Origin of the sequence: Prosthecodimorpha hirschii, assembly GCF_001305515.1 — a bacterium.
GTDB classification, from domain to species: domain Bacteria; phylum Pseudomonadota; class Alphaproteobacteria; order Rhizobiales; family Ancalomicrobiaceae; genus Prosthecodimorpha; species Prosthecodimorpha hirschii.
Map to the genome: position 1 here is coordinate 649,613 of NZ_LJYW01000001.1, position 23,353 is coordinate 672,965.

The window sequence follows — 23,353 nt, forward strand, 5'->3', positions numbered from 1 at the left end:
AGCCATTGAATCTGAAGCACTTCCTTGGCGATTGGATGATTTCATCCAATCGGGAAATGCTCTAGGCGACCGGGGCCGGTTCGGCGGTGAGGACGACGCTCGTCTCCCTGAGCATCCGGATCAGGACCTGACCGGCGAACTGCACATGCTCGCGCATGAGCGCATCGGCGCGCTCGGCATCCCGTTCGACGATGGCGCGCAGGATGCGGTGATGGTCGTCGTGCGAGCGCAGGATCACCCGGTGGTCGCGCCAATCGAACACGCGGTCCGAGGCGAGCGGCACGTTGTGGCACTGGCGGACGAAATCGAGCAGGAACGGATTGCGCGATTCCTGCAGGATCGTCTCGTGGAATTCGACGTTCATCTGCCGGTAGGGCGCCAGGTCGTCCGGATCGAGCAACCCCTTGCCGAGCACGCGGTCGCCGCGCCGGACGCAATCCTCCAGCCGCGCGATCACATCCCGACCGAGCCCGTGACGAGCGCACAGGCCGCAGGCCTGGCCTTCCAGCCGGGCGCGGACCGCGAAGGCGGCATCGATCTCCCCGACCGAGAAGCCGCGCACCGCATAGCCGCGGTTCGGCTCGTAGACCAATAGGCCGAGATTGGCGAGCTGCGCCAACGCCTCGCGCAGCGGCGTGCGCGAGATGCCGAAGGATTCGGACAACTGCACCTGATGCATGCGCGATCCCGGCGCGAACTCGCCGGCGAGGATGCGCTCGCGCAGCAGGGCGACCAATTCCGCAGTTGTCGTCGTCACAGGGGGCTTCATGCATTTTGGATAAATTATTCCCGCATTGACGGCAAGAAGATTGACCTGATAGGGAATCCCCTCATAGAATTTATCCAAAATGACGTTCCGGGAGAAACGCGGTGCAGACTGGTAAGGGCCGGAGGGCGCTCGTCACGGGCGGCTGCGGAGGGATCGGCGCGGCCATCTGCCGGCGCCTGGCGGCCGACGGGCTGGTGGTCGCCGTGCTCGACCGGGACGGCGCGGCGGCGCAGGCCCTGGCGGCGATGCTGCCCGGCAGCGGACATATCGGCCTCGGCGCGGACGTCTCCGACGAGGCCGCGGCCGAGGCGGCCTTTGCGGCCGCGGAGGCGGCGCTCGGTCCGATCGACGTCCTGGTGACCGCGGCCGGAATTCTGGTCCTCAGACCCGACGGCAATCGAAATGCGGTTGCGGAAACGTCGCTGGAGGAGTGGCACGGCACCCAAGCGGTCAACGCCACCGGCACCTTCCTGTTCTGCCGCGCCTATGCGCGCCGGGTGACCGAACCGCGCGAGGGCGCCCGCGTGGTGACCGTCTCGTCGGTCGCCGCCCAGCTCGGCGGCTACCGCTCGTCGAGCGCCTATATCGCCAGCAAATCGGCGGTCATCGGACTGACCAAGGGCCTTGCGCGCGAACTCGCCCCCTTCGGCGTGACCGCCAATTCCGTCGCCCCCGGCCTGATCGACGCCCCGATGCTGCGTCTCTCGCTCGATCCCGCCGACGACGCCCGCGCCGCCGCCAACATTCCGCTCGGCAGGCTCGGCACGCCCGAGGATGTCGCCGGCGCCGTCGCCTTCCTGGTCTCCGCCGATGCCGCCTATGTCACCGGCTGCACCATCGACGTGAACGGCGGCTACCGCATGCAGTAACCGGCCCGAAGAGCCGGATGAAATCGAAGCCAACACGGAGGAAACGCATGACCGTCACCAAGAGTACCGTCCTCGCCGCCGGCCTGGCCGCGGCGCTGCTCGGCACCGGCCCGGCCGCGGCCCAGCAGGAGCCCGGCCTGACGCCGACCTCGATCAAGATCGGGATGTTCGCGCCTCTGTCCGGCGCCAACATGGCCTACGGCTTCGACGTCGCGAATGCGGCGAAGATGTATTACGACAAGATCAACAAGGAAGGCGGCATCCACGGCCGCAAGATCGAGGTCGTCCTCGAGGATGACCGCTGCAACGCCAACGATCTGGTCGCGGCGGTGAAGAAGCTGGTCGAACAGGATCAGGTCTTTATCCTCAACGGCGGTTCCTGCTCGGCAGCCGTGGTGGCCGCCAAGGAATATGTCGTGCGCAACAAGGTGCCGCTGGTGATGCTCAACGCATCCGGCGACGGCGCGCTGTATCCGCCGACCGACTACATCTTCGGCGCCTTCTCGATCTCGCAATATGCCGTCGGCGGCGCGATGATCGACTTCGCGGCCAAGACCCTCGGCGCCAAGAAGATCGCCTACGTCAACCACGACGACGCCTACGGCGCCTGGAACCTCGAAGGCGCCAAGGCGGATGCCGAGGCCTCGAAGGTCGACCTCGCGGTGGAATCGGTCAATCCGACCATCAACGACGTGACCGCGCCCTTCCTCAAGCTGCGCGCCGCCAACCCGGATGCCCTGCTGATCGTCACCTATGCGCGTCCGGCGGCGCTGATGATCAAGAAGGCGGCCGAGATGGGCTTCAACAAGCCGATCATCCTGTCGGTCACCGGGACCGCGAACCTGTCGCAGCTGATGCAGAATGTCGGCGGTCCGGACGCCTTGAAGAACTTCTACTTCCAGGACGTGCTCGCCGACCTGCCGGGCGGACCCAAGATCAAGTGGGTCTACGACATGTACAAGCAGTCCTATCCGGACCTGGCCGCCAAGCCGGACCATCCGCAGGCCTACATGCCCTATGGCATTCCGTCCGCGATGAGCATCGTCAAGGCCCTGCAGGCGGCCGGGCCGAACCCGACGCGCGAGAAGGTGCTCGACGCGATGAAGACGCTGAACTTCGATTCCGGCGTCATGGCCGGTCCGGTCGTGTTCGGACCGAGCGAGCGGGCCGCCAACAAGGCGACCATCTTCATCAAGTTCGACGGCACCAACCAGACCCTGCAGCCCGGCGTCTATTCCAGCCGCTGGAAGTTCAAGGGCTGATCCTCCCGGGGACCGGAAGCCGGCGCGCGCCTCCCCGCGCCGGACCGTCGGGCGGCGGCGCTGACCTGCGCTGCCGCCGCCCCGTTGCACGTCCATGCCACGCCTGAGCCAGGACCCGCGCGATCGATGGATAAAGACCTCATCCTCCTCTTCCTGCAGCAGGGCATCGTCTCCGGCATGGTGGTCGGCAGCGTCTACGCCCTGCTGGCCCTTTCCATCGTGATGATCTTCAAGACCTCCGAAGTGCCGAACTTCGCGCAGGGCGAGATCTTCATGGCGGCCGGCTATTGCGCGCTGTTCCTGCTGGTCTTCCAGGCGACCCCGGTCTGGCTCGCCGTGCCGCTGACGCTGGTGGTCGCCTTTGCCGGCGCCGCCCTGTTCCGGCGCGTCGTGCTGACCCAGGTTTCGCGGGCGAGCGGCAGCCCGGTCAATCTGGTCATCGCCACGCTCGGGCTCTCCTATGTGCTCAAAGGCCTCGTCCGCCGGACCGGCTTCGGCGATACGCCGCGCTCCTTCCCGGCCCTGGTCTCCACCGACGGCGTCATGATCGGCCAGGCCAGCATCACCCGGCTCGACGTCGCGATCTTCCTGACGGCGCTGGCGGTCATGGCTTTTCTCTTCTGCCTCTTCGCCTACACCAAGGTCGGCCGGGCGATGCGCGCGGTCGGAATGAACCCGAAGGCTGCGCGGCTGATGGGCGTCGACCTCCAGCGCATCCACATGCTGGTCTGGGGCCTGTCGGCCGTTGTCTCCGCCATTGCCGCCCTGCTGATCTCGCCGAAGATCCTGATGACCGCCGAAATGGGCGGCATCGTCACCATGGCCTTCGCGGCCGCGATCGTCGGCGGCTTCACCAGCCTGCCGGGTGCGGTGGTCGGCGGCTTCGTCATCGGCATCGCCGAGAACCTGGTCGGCCTGTTCATCTCGTCGCGCGCCATCGTGGTCGCGCCCTTCGTCGCCATCATGCTCGTTCTGATCGTCCGGCCGCAGGGCCTGTTCGGCGGCCGCGTCGCCATCAAGAAGGTCTGAGCCGATGCGGTTCCTCGCCATTGCCGTCGCGGCCGCGGTTCTGATCGCGCTGCCGCTCGTGACCACCGGCTACGTGGTCTATCTGGCCAATCTCCTGCTCACCTTCACGGTCCTGTGCCTCGGCATGCATATCGTGATCGGCGAGACCGGCCAGTTCTCGCTTGCCCATGCCGCCTTCTACGGCATCGGCATCTATGCCGCCGGGATCGCCGGGACCACCTTCGGCACGCCCTTCCCGGTCTCCATCCTGATCGGCGGCCTTGCCGCATCGGCGATCGGCTTCGTCATCGGCATGGTCGCGCTGCGCATGCGCGACATCTATCTGGCGCTGGCCACCTTCGCCTTCGGCGAGGCGATGCAATGGGTGTTCCTGAACTGGAATGCCGTCACCGGCGGGCCGAACGGCCTGCGCATCGCGCCGGCGCGGCTTTTCGGCCTGGAGCTGGTGACCGACAAGGATGCCTATCCGTTCGTGGTCGCCACCGCGATCGCCATGCTGGTGCTGACCGTGATCGTCGCGCGCGCCCGGCTCGGCCGCAGCTTCCGGGCGGTGCGCGAATCCGAGATCGCCGCGCAGGCGATGGGCGTCCCGGTCCGGCGCACCAAGGTCGTCGCCTTCGGCATCTCGGCCTTCTTCGCCGGCATCGCCGGCGGCATGTTCACGCTGTTCTCGACCTATATCCACCCAGACAGTCTCGGCTTCCAGACCACCATCCTGGTCCTGACCATGGTGGTCGTCGGCGGCCTCGGCTCGATCGGCGGGGCGGTCGGCGGTGCGATCGCCTTCGGGCTGATCTCGGAACTGCTGCGCCAGGCGCCGTCCTTCCAGGAGATCGCCTATGGGGCGATCCTGATCGTCTTCATGATGTATGCGCCAAAGGGCCTGTTCGCCTTCCTGGCCGACCGCTTCCGGGGGGCGCGGCATGCCTGAGCTTCGGACCCCGCTCCTGTCGGTCGAGAACCTGACCATCGCCTTCGGCGGCCTCGTCGCGGTGCGCGACTTCTCGATCGCGGTCGCACCGGGCACCATCCATGCCCTGATCGGGCCGAACGGCGCCGGCAAGTCGACCACCTTCAACTGCATCTCGCGCCTCTACCGGCCGAATGCCGGCCGGATCCTGTTCGACGGACAGGACATCACCCGCCTGCCCTCCTCCGCCATGGCCGGTCTCGGCATCGCCCGCTCGTTCCAGAATCTGGAGCTCTTCAACGAGCTGACCGTCTACGAGAACATCCTGATCGGCGCGCATTGCCATTGCGGTGCCTCGCTGCGCGACCGCCTGTCCGCCCGCCCGCCGCATCTCGCCGCCGAGATCGATCGGATCATCGAGCGCACCGGTCTCGGCGCCTATCGCGAGACGAAGGCCTGCAATCTCGACTTCGGCCACCAGAAGCTGCTCGAACTGGCCCGGGCCCTCGCCATCCGGCCGCGCCTGCTTCTGCTCGACGAGCCGGCCGCCGGCCTGCGCAACCGCGAGATCGCCATCCTGGACGGGCTCCTGACCGACCTCGCGCGCCGCGACGGTCTGACCATCCTGCTCGTCGAGCATGTCATGCAGCTGGTCATGTCGATCTCCGACCGGGTCACGGTCCTGAATTTCGGCACCAAGATCGCCGAGGGCACGCCGCAGGAGGTGAAGTCGAACCCGGCCGTGGTCGAGGCCTATCTCGGCAAGGAGACTGCGCTCCATGGCTGATCTGCTCGAAATCCGGGGCATCTCCGCCTCCTACGGCCGCATCCAGGCGATCGCCGGCGTCACTCTTTCGGTTCCGGACGGGGCCGTGGTCGCGCTGCTCGGCGCCAACGGGGCCGGCAAGACGACCACGCTCAACACCATCTCGCGGCTCGTGCCGGTGACCGCCGGCTCGATCCTGTTCGAGGGCCGTCCGATCGAGCGCGCCAGTTCGCATGCGGTCGTGCGCGCCGGCATCTCTCAGGTGCCCGAGGGGCGCGAGGTGTTCCGCGACATGAGCGTGCGCGAGAACCTGGAGATGGGCGCCTATGGCCGCTCCGACCGCGCCGGCATCCGCCAGGACATCGACCGCGCCTTCGACTATTTCCCGATCCTGAAGGAGCGCCTGCAGCAGAAGGCCGGCACCCTGTCGGGCGGCGAGCAGCAGATGCTGGTCATCGCCCGCGCGCTGATGGCCCGGCCCCGCCTTCTCCTGCTCGACGAGCCCTCGCTCGGCCTGTCGCCGGTGCTGGTCGAGAAGATCTTCGCCATCATCCGCCGGCTCAATGCCGACGGCCTCGGCATCCTGCTCGTCGAGCAGAACGCCTCGGTGGCGCTCGGCGCCTCGAGCTACGCCTACATCCTGGAGAATGGCGAGGTCGCGGTCGAGGGCCGCTCGGCCGACCTGCGCCACGACGATTCCGTGCGCAGGACCTATATCGGATGACGGCCGCCGCACCCGCCCGACGCCTGGAGGGGCGCGTCCATCTGATCACCGGCGCGGCCCGCGGCATCGGTGCGGCCGTCGCCCGCCGGCTTTCCGCCGAGGGCTCGGCGATCGCCGCCGCCGACCTCGACGCGGACGGCCTCGCCGCCCTCGCCGCGGATCTGGAGGCGACCGGGACCGCCGTCCTGACCGGCCGGTTCGACAGCCGGGACTCCGCCGCCACCGACCGCTTCGTCGCCGAGACGGTCGAGCGCTTCGGCCGGCTCGACGGCGCGGTTCCCTGCGCGGGCATCGCGCGGGCGGCCCGCGCCGAAGAGATGACGGACGCCGCCTTCGCGGACGTGCTCGGCATCAACCTGACCGGCGTCTTCTATACCTGCCGGGCCGTCGGCCGCGTCCTGCTCGCGCGCGGCGAAGGCGCCATCGTCACGGTCGCGTCGATCACGGCGCGCGGCGGCCAGCCCGGCCGCGCCAACTATGCGGCCTCGAAATGGGGGCTGGTCGGGCTGACCAAGACGCTGGCGCTGGAATGGGGCGGACGCGGCGTCCGGGTCAACGCGGTGGCGCCGAACGGTGTCGACACGCCGATGATCCGCGACGGCATTCCGCCCGATTTCCTCGACGGCGTCATGCTCGACCGCACCCCGCTCGGCCGGCTCGCCCGCCCCGAGGAGGTCGCCGCCGTGATCGCCTTCCTGCTCGGGCCGGACGCCTCCTATGTCAACGGGGCGGTCGTCGAGGTCGACGGCGGACTGACCGCCGGTTTCCTGACCGCACGCAACGGCGCCGATTTCGCCTCCCGCACCATCCCGTCCCCACCCGCTCCCGGACAGCAGAACCGCCCATGACCGCCGAACCTCAGTCTCTTCCCCTCGCCGTCGTGACCGGCGCCGCGCGCGGCATCGGTCGCGCCATTGCCGGACGCCTGGCCGCCGACGGCTTCGAGGTGGTCGTGCTCGACCGCGACGGCGCGGCCGCCGAGCGTGCCGCCACAGAGATCGTCGCCGGTGGCGGCCGGGCGCGGGCGGTGGCGCTCGATCTCCTGGATTCGGGTGCGGTTGCCTCGTTTGCGGAGGCGGAACGCCCGCTCGCGGCGCTGGTCAACAATGCCGGCATCTTCGACGAGCGCGCCTTCTTCGACCTGTCGCTGGAGGATTTCCGGCGCATGTACGACGTCAATCTGGTGGCCCTGTTCGCGCTCTCGCAGGCCGCCGCGCGGCGCATGATGCCCGGCGCGAAGATCGTCAACATCGCCTCGCGCGCCTTCCTGGGCGCGCGCAACCATGCCCACTATGTCGCCTCAAAGGCCGCCGTCGTCGGGCTGACGCGCGCCATGGCGATGGAGCTCGCCGCACGCGGCATCCTGGTCAATGCCGTCGCCCCCGGCCTGATCGACACGCCGCTCCTGCAGGCGCTGACGCCGGAGCGCATGGCCGCGCAGCTCGCCCTGCAGCCGACCGGCAAGGCCGGCCGGCCGGAAGACATCGCCAATGCGGTCGCCTTCCTGGCCGCGCCGCGGATGGATTTCGTCACCGGCCAGACCCTTCTGGTCGACGGCGGCAAGTCGCTCGGCGGCGGGATGGGGATCTGATCATGGCGACCGCTTCGTCCTCCGTCGGCTTCGACGAGGTCTTCGACGCCGTCGTGGTCGGCTCCGGCGCCGCCGGCCTCGCCGCGGCTTTGACCGCCTCGATCGGCGGCCTTTCCGTTCTGGTCGTCGAGAAGGCCGACACGATCGGCGGCAGCACAGCGATTTCCGGCGGGGCCGTCTGGGTGCCGGGCCATTCGCATCTCGGCGAGGTCGGTCTGACCGAGAGCCGCGCCGCCGTGATCGACTATCTGCGCGCGCATCTCGGCAACCGCCTGCGCATCGACATGATCGAGACCTTTCTCGACCGCGGTCCGGAGATGATCGACTTCCTGGAGCGGCACACGGCCCTGCGGCTGGCGCCGCGCGCGGTTTCGCCCGACTACAAGCCCGACCTGCCCGGCGCCGCCGCCGGCGGGCGCACGCTCGATCCGGTCGTCTATGACGGACGCGCGCTCGGCCGCGACTTCGCCCGGCTGCGCGCGCCGCTGAAGGAGTTCCTGGTCTTCGGCGGGATGATGGTCAACCGCAAGGACATCGACACGCTGCTGTCGGCGACCCGGTCGCCGGGCGCCTTCCTCGGCAGCGCCGCGCTCGTGCTGCGTTTCGCGCGCGACCGGCTTTCCCAGAAGCGCGGCACACGGCTCCTGATGGGCAATGCGCTCGCCGCCCGGCTGTTCAAGTCGGCGCTCGACCGCGCCATCCCGATCCGCGAGCGCCATGCGGCGCGCGACCTGATCGTCGAGAATGGCCGCATCGTCGGCCTGGTGGTCGAGGGGCCGTCCGGCCCCCGGCGGATCGGCGCGCGCCGTGGCGTGGTGCTCGCCGCGGGTGGCTTTCCGGGCAGCGCGGCCATGCGGCAGGCTCTGCTGCCCCATGCCGACCGGCACTATTCGATGGCGCCGGCCGGCAATGGCGGCGACGGCATCCGGCTCGCACAGGGCGTCGGCGGCCGGATCGGAACCGACAATGTCGGCAATGCCTTCTGGGCGCCCGTTTCGGTGATGCGCGAAGCCGACGGCACCGAGACGCGCTTCCCGCATCTGATCCTCGATCGCGCCAAGCCCGGCCTCGTCGCCGTCGACGGCACCGGCCGGCGGTTCGTCAACGAGGCCAATTCCTACCACGACTTCGTCGAGGCGATGCATCTGGCGCAGGAGACCCGCCCGGCGATCCCGGCTTGGCTCGTCTGCGATGCCGCCTTCGTCCGCCGCTACGGCCTCGGCCTGGTCCGCCCCGGCCTGCGTCCGCTGGGCCGGTTCCTGAAGTCCGGCTACCTCGTCAAGGGCGAGACGGTCGAGGCGCTCGCCCGCGCCATGGCGGTCGATCCGGCCGCGCTCGCCGACACCGTCGCCCGCATGAACCGGTATGCCGAGACCGGGACCGATCCGGACTTCGGCAAGGGATCGACCGCCTACAACCGCTATCTCGGGGATGCCGGACATCGGCCCAATCCGTGCCTCGGGCCGATCCGCACCGCGCCCTTCTATGCGGTCCGGGTCTGGCCGGGCGACATCGGCACCGCCGCCGGCCTGGAAACCGACCCGCACGCCCGCGTGCTCGGCGCCGACCGGCAGCCGATCCCGGGCCTCTGGGCCTGCGGCAACGACATGAACTCGATCATGGCCGGAACCTACCCGTCCGCCGGTATAACCCTCGGCCCGGCCCTCACCTTCGGCTATATCGCGGGTCTCGACCTCGCATCCGCCACGCCCTGACCGTCGGAGGACGACATCCATGCAGCTCTTCTTCTCCCCGACCTCGCCCTACGTTCGCAAGGTTCTGGTCGCCGCCCTGGAACTCGGCATCGGCGACCGCATCGAGAAGCTCGCCTCGGCGGCCCACCCGATCAACCGGGATCCGACCATCATCGCGTCGAACCCGCTCGGCCAGGTCCCGACCCTGATCGCCGACGACGGTACCGTCGTGGCCGACAGCCGCGTGATCCTCTCCTACCTGAACGACCTCGCCGGCGGCACGCTGCTGCCCGCCGATCCGAAGGCGCGTCTGCGGGCCGAGATCGACCAGTCGCTCGCCGACGGCATCACCGTCGCCGCCCTTCTGGTGCGCTACGAGACGGCCGCGCGGCCGGCGGAACGGCTGTGGCCGGAATGGGTCGCCGGACAGTGGGACAAGGTCCGCACCACGCTCGCCCATTTCGAGGCCAACCCGCCGGGCGCGCGCATCGATGTCGGGACCATCGCGCTCGCCTGCGCGCTCAGCTATCTCGACTTCCGCTTCCCCGACCATGGCTGGCGCGACAGCTGCCCGGCGCTCGCCGCCTGGTACGCAGCCTTCGAGCAGCGTCCGTCCATGGCGGCGACGCGGCTCGCCTGAAGCCTCATCGCAAGCGCCGCGCCGGCGGCCGGCCGCCGTGCGGTGCTTGCGTGGGCGCGGGCCCGGTCACGTCTCCAGGACGAGATGGCCGTCCCCGCAGGCCCGGTATCGCCATGCGATCGAGCTTCCGGCCGGACCGGTCCGGTGACGCGCCATGCCCGGATCCGGCATGGACTGCGCCTTGTGTTCGGCGCCGGCCGCGACCAGCGCCCGGGTATAGGGGTGCTGAGGATCGGCCAGCACCCGATCGACCGGGCCGATCTCGACGATCCGGCCGAACCGCATCACGGCGACGCGATGGGCAATCCGGGCGACCACGGCAAGGTCGTGGGTGATGAAGAGATAGGAAAGCCCCTGGGCCGCCTGCAGGTCCAGGAACAGTTGCAGCACCTGCAGCCGGGTCGTGGCGTCGAGCGCGGAAACCGCCTCGTCGGCGATCAGGACGCGCGGCCGGGTCGCCAGTGCGCGGGCGATGCCGAGCCGCTGGCGCTGGCCGCCGGACAGTTCGTGCGGCAGCCGGTCGAGATGGCGGGCATCGAGGCCGACCTCGATGAGCAGGGCCTCGGCCTGGCTCCGCAGCACCTCCCGCCGCGTCTCGCCCCGCAAGGCGAGCGGCTCGACGACCGAACGCCAGGCCTTGAATTGCGGGTCGAGCGAAGCCTGCGGGTCCTGGAAGATATATTGGATGCGCGCGCGGGCCTCGGCACTGCGATCGCGCAGGTCGGCCCCGGCGATCCAGACGCCGCCGTCGGCGATCGGGGTCAGTCCGAGGATCGCGCGGGCCAGCGTGGTCTTGCCGCTGCCGCTTTCGCCGACCACCGCCAAGGTCTCGCCCTGGCCAAGCGACAGCCCGACGCCGTCGACGGCGAACAGGTGCCGCGCCCGGCCGACCGACAGCAGCCCCTCCCGAACCGGGAAGGAGACGGTCAGGTCGCGCACCTCCAGCGCGGCCGGCCGCTCTCCGGCCGGAACCGGCCGTGCCCGGGCGGTCGCCGACGGCAGGCTGGCGGCGACCAGCGTGCGCGTATAGGGCGAGCGGGGCCCGGCGATCAGGGCGGCCGTCGGCCCGCTCTCGACGATCTGGCCGCGCAGCATGACGGCGGCGCGGTCGGCGAACGCCCCGACCAGGCCCATGTCGTGCGAGATCAGCAGGATGGCGCAGCCGACCTCGCGGCGCAGCTGCCCGAGCAGGAGCATGATCTCGGCCTGCACGGTGGCATCGAGCGCCGTCGTCGGCTCGTCGGCGATGACCAGCGCCGGCTTGCAGGCGATCGCGGCGGCGATGACCACGCGCTGGCGCATGCCGCCCGACAGATGGTGCGGCCTGAGTTGGGCGACCCGTCCGGCCTCGGCGACCCGGGTCAGGTCGAGCAGGCGCACGCTTTCGGCGCGCGCGGCGCTCCAGCCGAGCCCGCGATGGGCGACCAGGGCCTCGGCGATCTGGTCGCCGACGGGCATGAGCGGGTTCAGGGCGCTCATCGGCTCCTGGAAGATCATGCCGATCCGGTTGCCGCGGATCGCGCGCAGGTCGCGCTGCGAACAGGCGAGCAGGTCGCGCCCCTCGAAAAGGGCGGTTCCGCCCGTGACCAGCGCCGGACGCGCCATCAGGCCGACGATCGCCTGCATGGCCATGCTCTTGCCGGATCCGGACTCGCCGACCAGCGCCAGCGCCTCGCCGGGCGCGACCGCAAAGGAGACCGCATCGAGGATGCGGCGCGGGCCGGCCGGGGTCAGCACCTCGGTCGAAAGGGCGCGGACATCGAGCAGCGGCGGCATCGCTTCGACAGGCACCGCGTCGGCAGGCACCGCGTCGGCAGGTGTCGGGACCGGGGTCATGCCGCCCTCCCCGCGCCGGCTGTACCGGTCGATCGCGTCAATGCACCTGCGGCGTGTTCACCCAGATGACGCGTGCCGGGATCGTGCCGGTGTTGCGGTAGCTGTTGGTCAGGTGGTTCTTGAAGAAGAACGAATCGCCGGCCGACAGGCTGTAGGTGGTCGCGTCGATGGTCAGTTCGATCTGTCCCTCGATGACGAAGCCCAGCGTCTCGCCCTGGTGGGTGATCATGTCCTCCTTCGATCCCCCCGGCTCGACGACATGGATGTTGCCCTCCAAGAGGTTGCCGGCCCCGAACGGCACCAGCCGCTCGTAGCTGACCCCGGTTCCGCCGCGGATCGGGTCGGTCGTGGTCACCGTGCGCTGGCCCGCACGCTGGATGATGCCCGGCGAGGAGATGTCGGCGCCGAAGAAGGAGGCGAGATCGCGGTCGAGCGCCTCGACCAGCCGTTGCAGCATCGGCACCGAGGGGATCACGCGGCCGCTCTCGATCTTGGAGATCGAGCTCTCCGTGCAGCCGACCTTCTCGGCCAGTTCGCGCATGCGGATGCCGGCCAGGATGCGGGCATGCTTCACCCGGGCGCCGATCTGGAGATCGTTGGACTTCTGCTTGCTGCTGTCGCCGGCCATGGTCAGATCCGCTGCTGTGCGGTCGCCTGTTTCGGGTCCGCATCCTGTCGGATGATCCTTGACCGGAACGCTCCCCGATTGGCAATCCCGTCCATGATTGAAAATCATGCATTGGCGAACCTCGCGCCGACCGCGACCAGCGGACGCCGATCGCCCCAGGGCAACAGCTGTTCGAATGCGGCCGAGGCGGACAGGACCGTCGCGTCGTCCAGGTGGCGGCCCATGATCTGCAGGCCGACCGGCAGGCCGGCCCGCGTGAAGCCCGCCGGAACCGTGGCCGCCGGCTGGCCGGTCAGGTTGGCGAGCGACGAGAAGGGCGTCCAGGCGCTCGCCGGAACCGGCCGGCCGTCGATCCGGTCCGGCCCTTCCCGATCGGCCTCGAAGGCGGCCACCGACGTGGTCGGCGTCAGGAGCAGGTCGAAACGGGACATGAAGCGGCTCATGGCATTGACGATGCCCTTCCGGGCCATGATCGCCGCCGTGAAATCGTCGGCACTCCAGGCGCCCTCCAGCAGCCGCCCGAGCGGACCGGTGAAACGGTAGCCCTGCGCCTCGGCGAGCTGACGCAGTCCGGCACGATCGGTGTCCAGTGCCACGATGGCCTCGAAGGCGGATTGCGGGTCGGGAAGAGGCGGATCGACCGCCTCGATGCTGCATCCCAGCGCGTCCGCGAAGCGGAGCGCCGCAGCGGTCGTGAGGCGGCGGATTTCCGGGTCGACGGCGGCGAAGCCGAGATCGGCGCTGAAGGCGATCCTCAGCCCGCGGAGAGCGTCGGGCGCCGCGATCCGGAAGGCGGCGGCCTCGGCCGGGATCGAGTGGCGATCGTTGGGCGACGGCCCGGCCATCACGGCGAGGGCCAGCGCCGCATCGGCGACGGTCCGGGACAGCGGGCCGATATGTTCGAGCGATTCCCAACCGGAGGCGCCCGGATAGCGTTCGTCGCGACAGCCGGGATAGAGCGGCACGCGTCCCCAGGACGCCTTCATGCCGAACACGCCGCAGAGTGCGGCCGGAATGCGGATCGATCCGCCGCCGTCGCTGCCGAGGCCGAAGGGAACCATGCCGCTGGCCACGGCGGCCGCCGTGCCGGCGCTGGAGCCGCCGGAGGTCAGCGCCGGATTCCAGGGATTGCGGGTGGTCGGAAAGAGCGGGTTGTGGCCGACCGGTCCGTAGCCGAATTCGGACACGTTGGTCTTGCCGACCACGATCGCGCCGGCCGCCTCCAGCCGCTCGACGACGACATCGCTCTCGTCGGGCACGAAATCGGCATAGAGCGGCGAGCCGAAGGTCGTGCGCAGGCCACGGGTCGCGATCAGGTCCTTGACGGCGATCGGTACCCCGGCGAGCGGGCCGACCGCTTCGCCGCGCGCCAATTGCGCGTCGATCCCATCCGCCCGGGCGAAGGCGGCATCCCTGTCGAGGGTGCAGAAGGCATGCAGCATTCCGTCGACGGCGTCGATGCTCTCGAAGGCGGCCGCAACGGCTTCGCGGGCGGACAGGCTGCGCGATCGGATCGCGCGCGCGAGGGAGGAGGCCGTCTCGAGGACGGCGCCGCGGCGGCTGTCGGCTTCAGCCACGGATCTTCTCCGGATGCGAGCCGCGCACGATGCCGGTATCTTCGGCCCCCATCGGGGTGAAATCCGCGAACATGTCGGCCCCCGGGATCGCCGCCGCGCCGGCGCGCGCCACGGCGAGGTCCTGCGCGCCGCTTCCCGACCCGGCCGCCACCGCGCCGACCACCAGGCCGCCGACCTTGATCGGCAATCCGCCGATCAGGTTGGTCCACTGGCTGTCCGAGGCGAGTGCGATCTGGATCTCGACATCCGCATGCGCCCCGCCGGTCGGCTCGCCGGAGAGCGCCGCCGTGCGCGCCTTGCAGGTCGACGAGATCACGCTCAGCGCCTTGGAACCGTCCATGCGCCCGAAGGCGAGGAGATTGCCGCCGAGATCGACGACCGCGATGCACATCGGCTGGCCGATCCGCTCGGCCTCCGCGATCGCCGCATCGAGCACTTTCAAGGCTCCGGAGAGGGTCAGAATGCGGGCATCCTTGAGATCGGCCATGGTGGGTCCTGTCAGGTGAGGCGAAGCCGCGGATCGAGCGCGAAGGAGATCAGATCGACGGCAAGATGGACGGCGAGCGAGAGCGCGGCCGTCACGACGACGAAACCGAGCGCGGCGTTGATGTCGGCGTTGAGCACGGCGGAGACGGCATATTGCCCAGCCCCGCCCCAGGAAAAGACGACCTCGATCAGCACCGCGCCGCCGAGCAGCGTGCCGTAGAGCGTGCCGACGACGGTGACGACGGACGGCAGGGCGTTGCGCAGGACATGCGCCGAGACCCGGGCGGGCGACAGGCCCTTGGCGTCGGCGAAGCGGACGAAATCGCTGTCCTGCAGCCGTTCGACGGTGGTGCGGGTCATCTTCAGGATCGGCACCGCGCTGGTCAGCCCGAGCGTCGCGACCGGCAGCGCGAGTTGGCCGAGGGCGGCCAGCGCCGTGGCGCCGTCGCCGGCGATGAGCGCGTCGATGAGATAGGAGCCGGTGATGCGGTCGGGCGGCAGCACGGCGAAATCGAGCCGTCCGAGCGGCGGCGGCGCCCAGCCAAGCAGCGTGTAGAAGACGTAGATCAGCAAGAGCGCGATCCAGAAATCCGGCATCGCGCCCGCCCCGAGCCCGTAGCCGTCGGCCAGCCGCGCGACCCGGCCGTGGGCGTTGCGCCCGGCGGCGAGGCCGAGCGGCACGCCGATGGCGAGCGCCAGCGCGAGGCCGAGCGTGACTAGTTCGAGCGTCGCCGGGATGCGGATCGCCAGATCGGTCAGGACCGGATTGGTGGTCTGCCAGGAGCGTCCGAGATCGCCGTGGGCGAGACGCACGAGATACTGCCAGAGCTGCACGGGCAGCGCCTGGTCGAGGCCGAGTTCGGCGCGGAGTTTCGCGATCGCCTCGGTGGTCGCCAGCGGCCCGAGCATCATCGGCGCCGGGTCGCCCGGGATCAGCTTCAGGAGCAGGAAGCTGACCAGGATGACGCCCAGAAGCTGCGGCACGAAGGCGATCAGCCGGAACAGGATCGGTCCGAGCACGGTCATGGCGTCGCCGCTCCGGGTCGGGCATCCGCGGACCGCCGCGATCGGTGCGCGGCGACGAAGGCGGCCCATTCGCGCCGGGAGGTGCGCGTCCGCTCGCGCGGATTGCACCAAGCCTCGATGCTGGCGCCGATGGCGCTGAAGCCGAAGATGGTCAGAGCCAAGGCGAGGCCGGGAAACACCGACGGCCACCATTGCCCGGTGATCACGTTCTGGAAGCCGTTGGCGATCATGCCGCCCCATTCGGGCGTCGGCGCGCGCACGCCGGCGCCGATGAAGCTCAGGCCGGCCGTCAGCAGGACCGCGGCGCCGATGCCGCCGGCGACCTGGGCGAGCAGCACGGCGAGCGCATTGGGCACGACATGGCGGGCGAGCGCATAGGCGTCGCCGGCGCCGGCCAGCGTCGCGGCCTCGAAATAGGGCTGCGTCCGGATGGTCAGCGTCTGCGTCCGCATCAGGCGCAGATAGACCGGGATGTTGACGATGCCGATCGCCAGCACGATCGACGGAACGCCCTGGCCGAGCACCGCGACCAGAACCAGCGCCAGCGCGAAGACCGGGAAGGCCTGCACGATATCCGACAGGCGCATGGCCAGAATGGCGACGAGGCCCTTCAGGCCCGGCCGCCCGTCCCACAGGCCGAGAAGCGCGCCGAGAAGCCCGCCGACCAGCGCGGCGAGCAGGGTCGAGAACAGCGCGATGGCCAGATCGACGCGCGGGGCATGGAGGACCCGGCTGAAGATGTCGAGACCGGCCGTGTCGGTACCCATCGGATAGGCGAGGCTCGGCGCGACCAGATAGACGCCGGCATTGGCATCGACCGGCGAGCGCAGCGGTAGCAGCGGCGCGACGACCGCCATGGCCACGACCGCGCCGACGATCAGGTAGCCGGCCAGGTAGACCGGCCGGCGGCGCACGAAGGTGAGGAAGTCCGCGCCGGCCTCGGCCGGCGCGGGATCACGGGAGGGCGGGAGCGGCCCTGGTTCAGCCACGCGCGAAATCCTGGAAGGAGAGGCGGTTGGAGGTGTAGTAGACGAGGCCCTTGATGTCCTTGGCATGGGCCAGCTGGTAGCCCGAATAGGCGATCATCGCCCAGGGCGCATCGCGCATGATCACCTCCTGCGCCTTGGTGACCGCGGCCATGCGGTCGGCCTCGACCAGCGTCGACAGGCTCTGGTCGATCAGCGCATCGGCTTCCGGGCTGACATAGTTGGCGAAGTCGACGAAGGACGTGGACTTGAAATAGAGGTTCAGCGAGAAGCCGGGATCGGGCGTCCAGGGCGCGTCGAGGCTGAAGATCATCGGCTCGGTGCGCTTGGTCAGGCTGTCGAAGAAGGTGCCGGCCGGCAGCTTCTTCAGCTCGAGCTTGATGCCGATCTCCTTCAGCGCGGTCTGGTACATGATCGCGATCGGCTCCTCGATCGGATTGCCGGCATTGTAGGCCAGCACCGTCGAGAAGCCGTCCGGCAGGCCCGCTTCCTTGAGGAGCGCGCGCGCCTTGGCGATGTCGGTGTCGTAGGTGAAGAACTTGTCGGTCGCGCCCGGATAGAAGGGCGGCATCAGGCCGGTCTGCTTGACGCCGAAGCCCTGCAGGATCGTGGCGATGATCGCATCGCGCGGCATGGCGTAGTTCATCGCCTGCCGGATCTTGGCATTGTCGAACGGCTTGAACTTGTTGTTCAGGATGATCCACAGCATCTGCGAGGCGTCGACGGTGGTCAGCGTCGCCTTCGGATCGCCCGCCAGGCTCTTCATCTCGGTCGGCGAGAGATACTGGGCGATGTCGACCGCACCACCTTTCAGCAGCGACAGCCGCGTCGCCGAGGCCGGCACCTCGCGGAAGATCACGGTCTCGAAATAGGGCTTCGGGCCGTAATAGTCCGGCCGGGCCGTGGCCACGAGCTGCTGGCCGCGGGTGATCTCCTTCAGCGCATAGGGGCCGAAGCCGGCGACGTTGGTGTCGAGATACTTGCGCGCCCAGGGATCGTCGGCGGTCGCCATCTCCTTGCACTTCTTGGCGTCGAAGATCGGATTGGCGAGATGGCCGCAGACGATCATCAGGATCGGGTTCGGCTTGTCGATGTTGAACGAGACCGTGTGGTCGCCTTCGACCTTGACCTGGTCCTTGGAGGCGAGGCCCATCACGCCGGTCATGAAGGCGCCCGCGCCCTTGACCTCGAACTTGCGGTCGAAGGTGTATTTCACGTCTGCCGCGGTCAGCGGATTGCCGTGATTGCTGGTCACGCCCTTGCGCAGGTGGAAGCGCGCGGTCTTGCCGTCGGCGGAGAATTCCCACTTCTCCGCCAGCTTGCCGCGGAGATTGTAGCCGCCTGGCTTGGACTTGTCGGCGGCGAGATTCTCGCGCAGCACGCCCGGTGCCTTCGGGTCCGGGATCGTGTCGAACTCGATCAGGTAGTCGTAGAAGGCCCCGACCGTGTCGATGGTCCCGAGACTCAGGGAATTTTCGACATCGAGGCTGAGCGGGGTCGCGGGCGCGGCGATCGCCAGCGTCTTGGCGCGCGTTTGCGCCATGGCGCCGCCGAGACCGCCGGGCAGCAGCAGGGCTGCACCCGCGGCTGCGCCGGATTGCATCAGGCTCCGCCGCGACATTGCTGGCATCCAACCGACTTTCGACATGGCACCCTCCGGGTCGACATTCTGGTTCACGAGACATGCCTGATAATCAAGTTCCATGCCAAAGCCACGATCCCCGGACGAACGGCGCATTTCCGCCAAGCAATGCAAAACCCAGTGGACGCATCAGGACGGCCGAACGCAAGCTGCATGATTTATGATCATGTTTCTTGTGCGATGCGCCGATCCTTTGGGCACCGTCCTGGCGTTCGACGGGCGGGCCTAAGGTTCGGGCAGGATGGCGCACCAGGGCCATTGACAGGCTCAAGACGGCGCGGATAGGCTCAAACAAAATACAGTATACAGTTAGCCGGCGAGGCCAGAATGATCCTCTGTAGCGCAGCCCCCGTCGAGAGCATCGGCCGCCGCGACAGCCTCGCCGAGCAGGTCTATGCGGACCTGCTCGGCAAGCTGCGCCATGGCCGGGTCGCGCCGGACCAGCGGCTGGTCGACGTCGAACTCGCCCGCGGCTACGGGCTGTCGCGCATGCCGGTGCGCGATGCCCTTCTGCGGCTCGTCGCCGAAGGCTATCTCATCGGCACGACCCGGGGCTTCAAGGTCCCGGCGCTGGGCTCCCAGGACGTGCGCGACATCTTCGAGATCCGCCGCCTCCTGGAACCGCAGGCGGCCGCCTCGGCGGCCGGCGCCATGTCGGACGAAGCCCTCGAAGCCCTCGGCACCGCGCTGGCCGAGTGCCGGCGGGCGCATGGCGCCGACGACATCGACACCATGATCGTCGCCAACATGGCCTTCCGCGCCGCCTGGCTCGGCCGCGTCGCCAACCGCCGGCTGGCCGAAACCATCTTCCGCTTCGTCGATCACGTGCAGGCCGTCCGCCTCGCCACGCTGCGCCACCGCGACACGCGCGCGATCGTGGTCGACGGGCTCGGGCGCCTGCACGCGGCCTTCCAGGCCCGCGATCCCGAACGCGCTTCCGCCTGCATGGGTCGCTTCGTCGACGACGCGCAGGCCGCCTTCTTCCGCGCCGCCGGGGTCGAGGGGCCCCAAGACGGGCCGGCACAATCCTAGGGACCGTCGCGACAAGGAGGTCGCTCGTGAACAAGCCGCATCCGCTCAAGGGACCGAACAAGTTCAAGCTCGGCGTCTTCTCCGCCAATGCCGACGGCGGCCTGGCGATCACCGACGTGCCCGAGCGCTGGCGGGCGGGCTGGGACGACAATCTGACCGCCGTCGGCATCGCCGATCGGGCCGGCCTGGAATTCTTTCTCCCGATCGCGCGCTGGAAGGGCTTCGGCGGCAAGAACCGGGTGCGCGAATGGTCGTTCGAGACCTTCACCTGGGCGGCCGGTCTGGCGGCATCCACCGAGCGGATCGGCCTCTTCATGACCGTGCATGTGCCGATCGTGCATCCGGTCTATGCCGCCAAGGCGCTCGCCACCGTCGACCACATCTCCGGCGGCCGCGCCGGTCTCAACATCGTCTGCGGCTGGAACCCGTCCGAATTCGGCATGTTCGGCATCGAGCTCGGCGGCGACGGCTACAGCCGCGCCGGCGAGTGGATCGAGATCATCGAGCGCTGCTACGGCACCGCGCAGCCCTTCGACTTCGACGGCCAGTTCTACAAGCTGAAGCAAGTCGTCTCGCGCCCGGCCAGCATCCAGTCGCCGCGTCCGGTGACCATGAACGCCGCCTTCGGCCCGCCCGGTCGCGACTATGCCGCCCGCCATTGCGACTATCTCTTCTCGACCTTCACCGACATCGAGGATGGTGGCCGGCATGTCGCCGACATGCGCGAGCGCTCGAAGGCCTACCAGCGCGAGGTCGGCGTCTACACGGTCTGCCATGTCGTCGCCCGCGAGACGCAGAAGGAGGCCGAGGACTATTACGAGCGCTATGCGGTCGCCGAGGCCGACCACGCCGCCGTCGACCAGCACATGAGCCAGAAGGTCGAGTTCGCCAATTCGCACGACCGGCACGCCTTCGACCTCTACCGCAAGCGCTTCGCCGGCGGCGCCGGTTCCTATCCGCTGGTCGGGACGCCGGAATTCATCGTCGACGAGATGCTGAAGATCTCGCGCGAGGGCTATGCCGGCGCGGCGCTGACCTTCGTCAACTACGCCTATGAACTGCCCTTCTTCTGCGACCGCGTCCTGCCTCTGATGAAGCAGGCCGGGCTGCGCGTGGCCTGAGGAGCACCCGATGACCGCCCTGTCCCGCGTCGCCGGCCGGACCTCGGGAAGCGCCCGCTTCAAGCTCGGCATGCGCTCCCTGGTCGGCGGCGTGACGGTCATCGGCGCTCACGGCACCGACGGGCATCCGGTCGGGCTGACCGCAACGGCGGTCTCGTCGCTGTCGGCCGATCCGCCGTCCCTGTTGGTCTGCGTCAACCGTCAGAGCACGATCGCGGCCGCGCTGGTCGCCGGCGCGGCCTTCTCGGTCAACGTCCTGACCGAGGCGCAGACCGACGTCGCCCAGGCCTTCGGCGGCCAGCGCCCGGTGCGCGGAACGAGCCGCTTCGCCTTCGGCAACTGGCTGCGGTCCGCCGACAGCGAGGTGCCGCTGCTGCACGGCTGCCGGGTCGCCTTCGAATGCGTGGTCGCCGACCTGCACGACTGGGCGACCCACCACATCGTCATCGGCACCGTCGCCGACATCCACTTCTTCGATGCCGAGGCCGGCCCCCTCGCCTATGCGGACGGCGAGTACAAGGTCATCCGCCCGCTCACGCCAGGGACCTGAACCGATGTTCGATCCGAAGCGACCGACGCTGAAGACCATGATCGCCTCCGGACGCTGCATCGGTGCGGCGTGGTTCTCGCTCGGCTCGGCCGCGCTGGTCGAGCTGGCGCTGAAGAGCGAGCCCGACGCCATCGTCATCGACATGCAGCACGGGTTGTGGGACCGGCGCGAGTTGGAAGCCGTGATCGGCATGGTGCCGAGCCGGATTCCGGTGATCGTCCGGGTCGCCGAGAACACGGCCCTGGCCATCGGCACCGCGCTCGACGCCGGCGCCGAGGGCGTGATCGTGCCGCTGGTCGAATCCGCCAAGGAGGCCCGGGCGGCCGTCCGCCACGCGCTCTATCCGCCGCATGGCAACCGCTCCGGCGGCGGCGTCCGGCCGCTGAAGGATTTCCAGAGCTATGTCGCCGGCGCCGACGGCATCGCCGTGATCGTGATGATCGAGACCGAGAAGGGCCTCGACGCCGCCGAGGACATCATCGCGGTCGACGGCATCGACATGGTGTTCATCGGAACCGGCGACCTGTCGCTGTCGCTCGGCGCCTTCCCGATCCATCGCCACGACCACACGGTCGCCTGTGCGGACATCCACAAGGCCTGCCGGGCTGGCTACATGCCGTGCGGCATCTTCACCGGACGGCCGGAATTCGCGACCGTCGCGCGCGGCCAGGGCTACCGCCTGGTGACCATCGCCAACGACATCGACATGGTCCAGCGCAGCTTCGTGGAGGCCGCCAAGCGCTTCCGCGATCCGCCCGCGCCGGCCGTTACCCAGGTCCCAGCCGCCGGGACCGCCAGCCTGCCGGCCGGTTCCGGTCCGGCGCTCGAGAACAAGCGGAAGGGCGACGCATGAGCGCGACACAGAGCTTCAGGGACCGCCTGATCCTCGACGAGGCCGAGGGCGCCTGGTGGGACCAGAGCCGCCGCTACCTGCTGATCCGCCCGGACGCGCTGATGGGCATCTTCCGCGAGCTGCCGGCGGATCGCCGCGGCGAGGCCTTCGCGGCGCTCGCCCGCTCGATCACCCGCCAGGGCGCCGACAGCGCGCGCGCCTATCGGGCGATGGGCGGCGAAGGCGCCGGCCTGCTCGATATCGTGGCATCGACCGCACCGCAGCTCGGCTGGGGCCGCTGGCAGTTCAGCCTGGAACCGGGGATGCTGCGTCTCACGGTCGCCAACAGCCCGTTTGCGGCCGGCTACGGCCCGTCGGACGTGCCCGTCTGCCATCCGATCAGAGGCATGATGGCGGCGGTCGGCGAGATGGTGCTCGACCGGCCTGTCACGGTCGTCGAGACGGCTTGTGCGGCGATGGGGGCACCGGACTGCAGGTTCGAGGCCCGGCCGGCAGACGGGCCGGCGGCGCAATAGCGGCATTCACAGCGGAGGGTTCGACATGGGCAAGAGCAGCCTCGAGAAACTGGCCAGGGACATCGCCAAGCACAGGATCCGGGTGATCGACCTGACGCAACTGCTGAAGCCCTCGACGCCGGTCATTCAGCTTCCGCCGAATTTCGCGCCGTCGGCGCCGTTCTCCATCTCCGAGATCTCGCGCTACGACGACCGCGGACCGGCCTGGTACTGGAACAACATCGCCTGCGGCGAGCATACCGGCACCCATTTCGACGCGCCGATCCACTGGATTTCCGGCCGCCATCTGACCGACGGGGCGACCCACACGATCGACCCGCAGCGCTTCATCGCGCCGGCCTGCGTGCTCGACTTCTCGGCCGAATGCGCCCGCGACGAGCGCTTCCTGGTCACGCCGAAGCACATCAAGGCCTGGGAGAAGAAGCACGGCGAGATCCCGGCCGGATCCTGGGTCCTGATGCGCTCCGACTGGTCGAAGCGCACCGACCCGGCTGCCTTTCTGAACATGAAGGAGGACGGCCCGCATGTGCCCGGTCCGGGGCCGGATGCCGTCCGCTACCTGATCGAGGAACGGGATGTGCATGGCTGGGGCGTCGAGGCGGTCGGCACGGATGCGGGGCAGGCCTTCGCCTTCGAGCCGCCCTTCCCGGCTCATGCCCTGATGCATGGAGCGAACAAGTTTGGTCTGGCCAGCCTGTGCAATCTGGACCAGTTGCCGGCGACGGGCGCGGTGCTGATCACCGCGCCGCTCAAGATCGAGAACGGCTCCGGCAGCCCGCTGCGCGTGCTGGCGCTGGTCGACGATCGGGATGACGACTGAGATCGACGGTTAAGCATCGAGGACGAG

Annotated in this window: 24 protein-coding genes; 16 read left to right on the forward strand and 8 right to left on the reverse strand. The window is 69.3% G+C overall.

Features of this window, described 5'->3' with window-relative positions:
- Window positions 1-61: 61 nt before the first annotated feature.
- Window positions 62-757: a GntR family transcriptional regulator gene (locus tag ABB55_RS02715; protein WP_200911995.1), complete on the reverse strand. Its 696-nt coding sequence runs from the start codon at window positions 755-757 to the stop codon at window positions 62-64.
- Window positions 758-870: 113 nt separating this feature from the next.
- On the opposite strand from ABB55_RS02715, the gene ABB55_RS02720 reads away from it, so the two are divergent.
- The 10 genes from ABB55_RS02720 (at window position 871) to ABB55_RS02765 (ending at window position 10,254) form a co-directional block, all read left to right on the forward strand.
- Window positions 871-1,638 (forward strand): SDR family NAD(P)-dependent oxidoreductase, encoded by a 768-nt coding sequence (locus ABB55_RS02720; protein ID WP_054357431.1) that lies wholly within the window; start codon window positions 871-873, stop codon window positions 1,636-1,638.
- A gap of 47 nt (window positions 1,639-1,685) precedes the next feature.
- Window positions 1,686-2,900 (forward strand): ABC transporter substrate-binding protein, encoded by a 1,215-nt coding sequence (locus ABB55_RS02725; RefSeq protein ID WP_054357432.1) that lies wholly within the window; start codon window positions 1,686-1,688, stop codon window positions 2,898-2,900.
- A 126-nt stretch (window positions 2,901-3,026) separates the two neighbouring features.
- Complete coding sequence (locus ABB55_RS02730) at window positions 3,027-3,929, forward strand: branched-chain amino acid ABC transporter permease (RefSeq protein ID WP_054357433.1); 903 nt, start codon at window positions 3,027-3,029, stop codon at window positions 3,927-3,929.
- Between the two features lie 4 nt (window positions 3,930-3,933).
- The gene (locus ABB55_RS02735; RefSeq protein WP_054357434.1) at window positions 3,934-4,860 is read left to right on the forward strand and encodes a branched-chain amino acid ABC transporter permease; all 927 of its coding nucleotides are present in this window, start codon (window positions 3,934-3,936) and stop codon (window positions 4,858-4,860) included.
- Window positions 4,853-5,626, forward strand: a complete 774-nt coding sequence (locus ABB55_RS02740; protein WP_054357435.1) for an ABC transporter ATP-binding protein — start codon at window positions 4,853-4,855, stop codon at window positions 5,624-5,626. Before ABB55_RS02735 ends, ABB55_RS02740 begins: the two co-directional genes overlap by 8 nt.
- Window positions 5,619-6,329: an ABC transporter ATP-binding protein gene (locus ABB55_RS02745; protein WP_140942442.1), complete on the forward strand. Its 711-nt coding sequence runs from the start codon at window positions 5,619-5,621 to the stop codon at window positions 6,327-6,329. Before ABB55_RS02740 ends, ABB55_RS02745 begins: the two co-directional genes overlap by 8 nt.
- Entirely contained in the window at window positions 6,326-7,177 is an 852-nt protein-coding gene (locus ABB55_RS02750) for an SDR family NAD(P)-dependent oxidoreductase (RefSeq protein WP_054357436.1), read from the forward strand. Before ABB55_RS02745 ends, ABB55_RS02750 begins: the two co-directional genes overlap by 4 nt.
- Entirely contained in the window at window positions 7,174-7,920 is a 747-nt protein-coding gene (locus ABB55_RS02755) for an SDR family NAD(P)-dependent oxidoreductase (protein ID WP_054357437.1), read from the forward strand. The genes ABB55_RS02750 and ABB55_RS02755 overlap by 4 nt, the downstream gene beginning before the upstream one ends.
- Before the next feature lie 2 nt (window positions 7,921-7,922).
- A complete protein-coding gene (locus tag ABB55_RS02760) occupies window positions 7,923-9,635 on the forward strand; it encodes an FAD-dependent oxidoreductase (RefSeq protein ID WP_054357438.1) in 1,713 nt (570 codons plus the stop codon).
- Window positions 9,636-9,654: 19 nt separating this feature from the next.
- Window positions 9,655-10,254 carry a glutathione S-transferase gene (locus tag ABB55_RS02765; protein WP_054357439.1) on the forward strand — a complete coding sequence of 200 codons (600 nt, stop codon included), beginning with the start codon at window positions 9,655-9,657 and terminating at the stop codon, window positions 10,252-10,254.
- A 66-nt stretch (window positions 10,255-10,320) separates the two neighbouring features.
- Here the strand turns inward: ABB55_RS02765 and ABB55_RS02770 are convergent, their stop codons facing one another.
- The 7 genes from ABB55_RS02770 to ABB55_RS02800 all read right to left on the reverse strand — a co-directional run bounded on the left by ABB55_RS02770 (window position 10,321) and on the right by ABB55_RS02800 (window position 18,441).
- Window positions 10,321-12,090: a dipeptide ABC transporter ATP-binding protein gene (locus ABB55_RS02770; protein ID WP_054357440.1), complete on the reverse strand. Its 1,770-nt coding sequence runs from the start codon at window positions 12,088-12,090 to the stop codon at window positions 10,321-10,323.
- 37 nt (window positions 12,091-12,127) lie between these two features.
- Window positions 12,128-12,718, reverse strand: a complete 591-nt coding sequence (locus tag ABB55_RS02775; RefSeq protein WP_054357441.1) for a cupin domain-containing protein — start codon at window positions 12,716-12,718, stop codon at window positions 12,128-12,130.
- A gap of 104 nt (window positions 12,719-12,822) precedes the next feature.
- Window positions 12,823-14,295: an amidase gene (locus ABB55_RS02780; RefSeq protein ID WP_054357442.1), complete on the reverse strand. Its 1,473-nt coding sequence runs from the start codon at window positions 14,293-14,295 to the stop codon at window positions 12,823-12,825.
- Entirely contained in the window at window positions 14,288-14,782 is a 495-nt protein-coding gene (locus ABB55_RS02785) for a GlcG/HbpS family heme-binding protein (RefSeq protein WP_083463296.1), read from the reverse strand. The genes ABB55_RS02780 and ABB55_RS02785 overlap by 8 nt, the downstream gene beginning before the upstream one ends.
- Before the next feature lie 11 nt (window positions 14,783-14,793).
- The gene (locus tag ABB55_RS02790; RefSeq protein WP_054361804.1) at window positions 14,794-15,807 is read right to left on the reverse strand and encodes an ABC transporter permease; all 1,014 of its coding nucleotides are present in this window, start codon (window positions 15,805-15,807) and stop codon (window positions 14,794-14,796) included.
- Window positions 15,804-16,796, reverse strand: coding sequence for an ABC transporter permease (locus ABB55_RS02795; protein WP_054357443.1), 993 nt, complete (start codon window positions 16,794-16,796; stop codon window positions 15,804-15,806). The genes ABB55_RS02790 and ABB55_RS02795 overlap by 4 nt, the downstream gene beginning before the upstream one ends.
- Entirely contained in the window at window positions 16,789-18,441 is a 1,653-nt protein-coding gene (locus ABB55_RS02800) for an ABC transporter substrate-binding protein (protein ID WP_160321145.1), read from the reverse strand. The genes ABB55_RS02795 and ABB55_RS02800 overlap by 8 nt, the downstream gene beginning before the upstream one ends.
- Window positions 18,442-18,762: 321 nt before the next feature.
- Between ABB55_RS02800 and ABB55_RS02805 the strand changes: the two genes are divergently transcribed.
- Genes ABB55_RS02805 through ABB55_RS02830 form a run of 6 tightly spaced genes read left to right on the forward strand, consistent with a single transcriptional unit; the run spans window position 18,763 to window position 23,326 of the window.
- The gene (locus ABB55_RS02805) at window positions 18,763-19,467 is read left to right on the forward strand and encodes a GntR family transcriptional regulator (RefSeq protein WP_054357445.1); all 705 of its coding nucleotides are present in this window, start codon (window positions 18,763-18,765) and stop codon (window positions 19,465-19,467) included.
- Window positions 19,468-19,493: 26 nt separating this feature from the next.
- A complete protein-coding gene (locus tag ABB55_RS02810; protein ID WP_054357446.1) occupies window positions 19,494-20,588 on the forward strand; it encodes an LLM class flavin-dependent oxidoreductase in 1,095 nt (364 codons plus the stop codon).
- 10 nt (window positions 20,589-20,598) lie between these two features.
- The gene (locus ABB55_RS02815; RefSeq protein ID WP_054357447.1) at window positions 20,599-21,138 is read left to right on the forward strand and encodes a flavin reductase family protein; all 540 of its coding nucleotides are present in this window, start codon (window positions 20,599-20,601) and stop codon (window positions 21,136-21,138) included.
- Between the two features lie 4 nt (window positions 21,139-21,142).
- Window positions 21,143-21,991, forward strand: coding sequence for an HpcH/HpaI aldolase family protein (locus tag ABB55_RS02820; RefSeq protein WP_054357448.1), 849 nt, complete (start codon window positions 21,143-21,145; stop codon window positions 21,989-21,991).
- The gene (locus ABB55_RS02825) at window positions 21,988-22,506 is read left to right on the forward strand and encodes a V4R domain-containing protein (protein WP_054357449.1); all 519 of its coding nucleotides are present in this window, start codon (window positions 21,988-21,990) and stop codon (window positions 22,504-22,506) included. The genes ABB55_RS02820 and ABB55_RS02825 overlap by 4 nt, the downstream gene beginning before the upstream one ends.
- A gap of 25 nt (window positions 22,507-22,531) precedes the next feature.
- On the forward strand, window positions 22,532-23,326 hold the full coding sequence (locus ABB55_RS02830; protein ID WP_054357450.1) for a cyclase family protein: 795 nt from the start codon (window positions 22,532-22,534) through the stop codon (window positions 23,324-23,326).
- The last annotated feature ends 27 nt before the right edge of the window (window positions 23,327-23,353 follow it).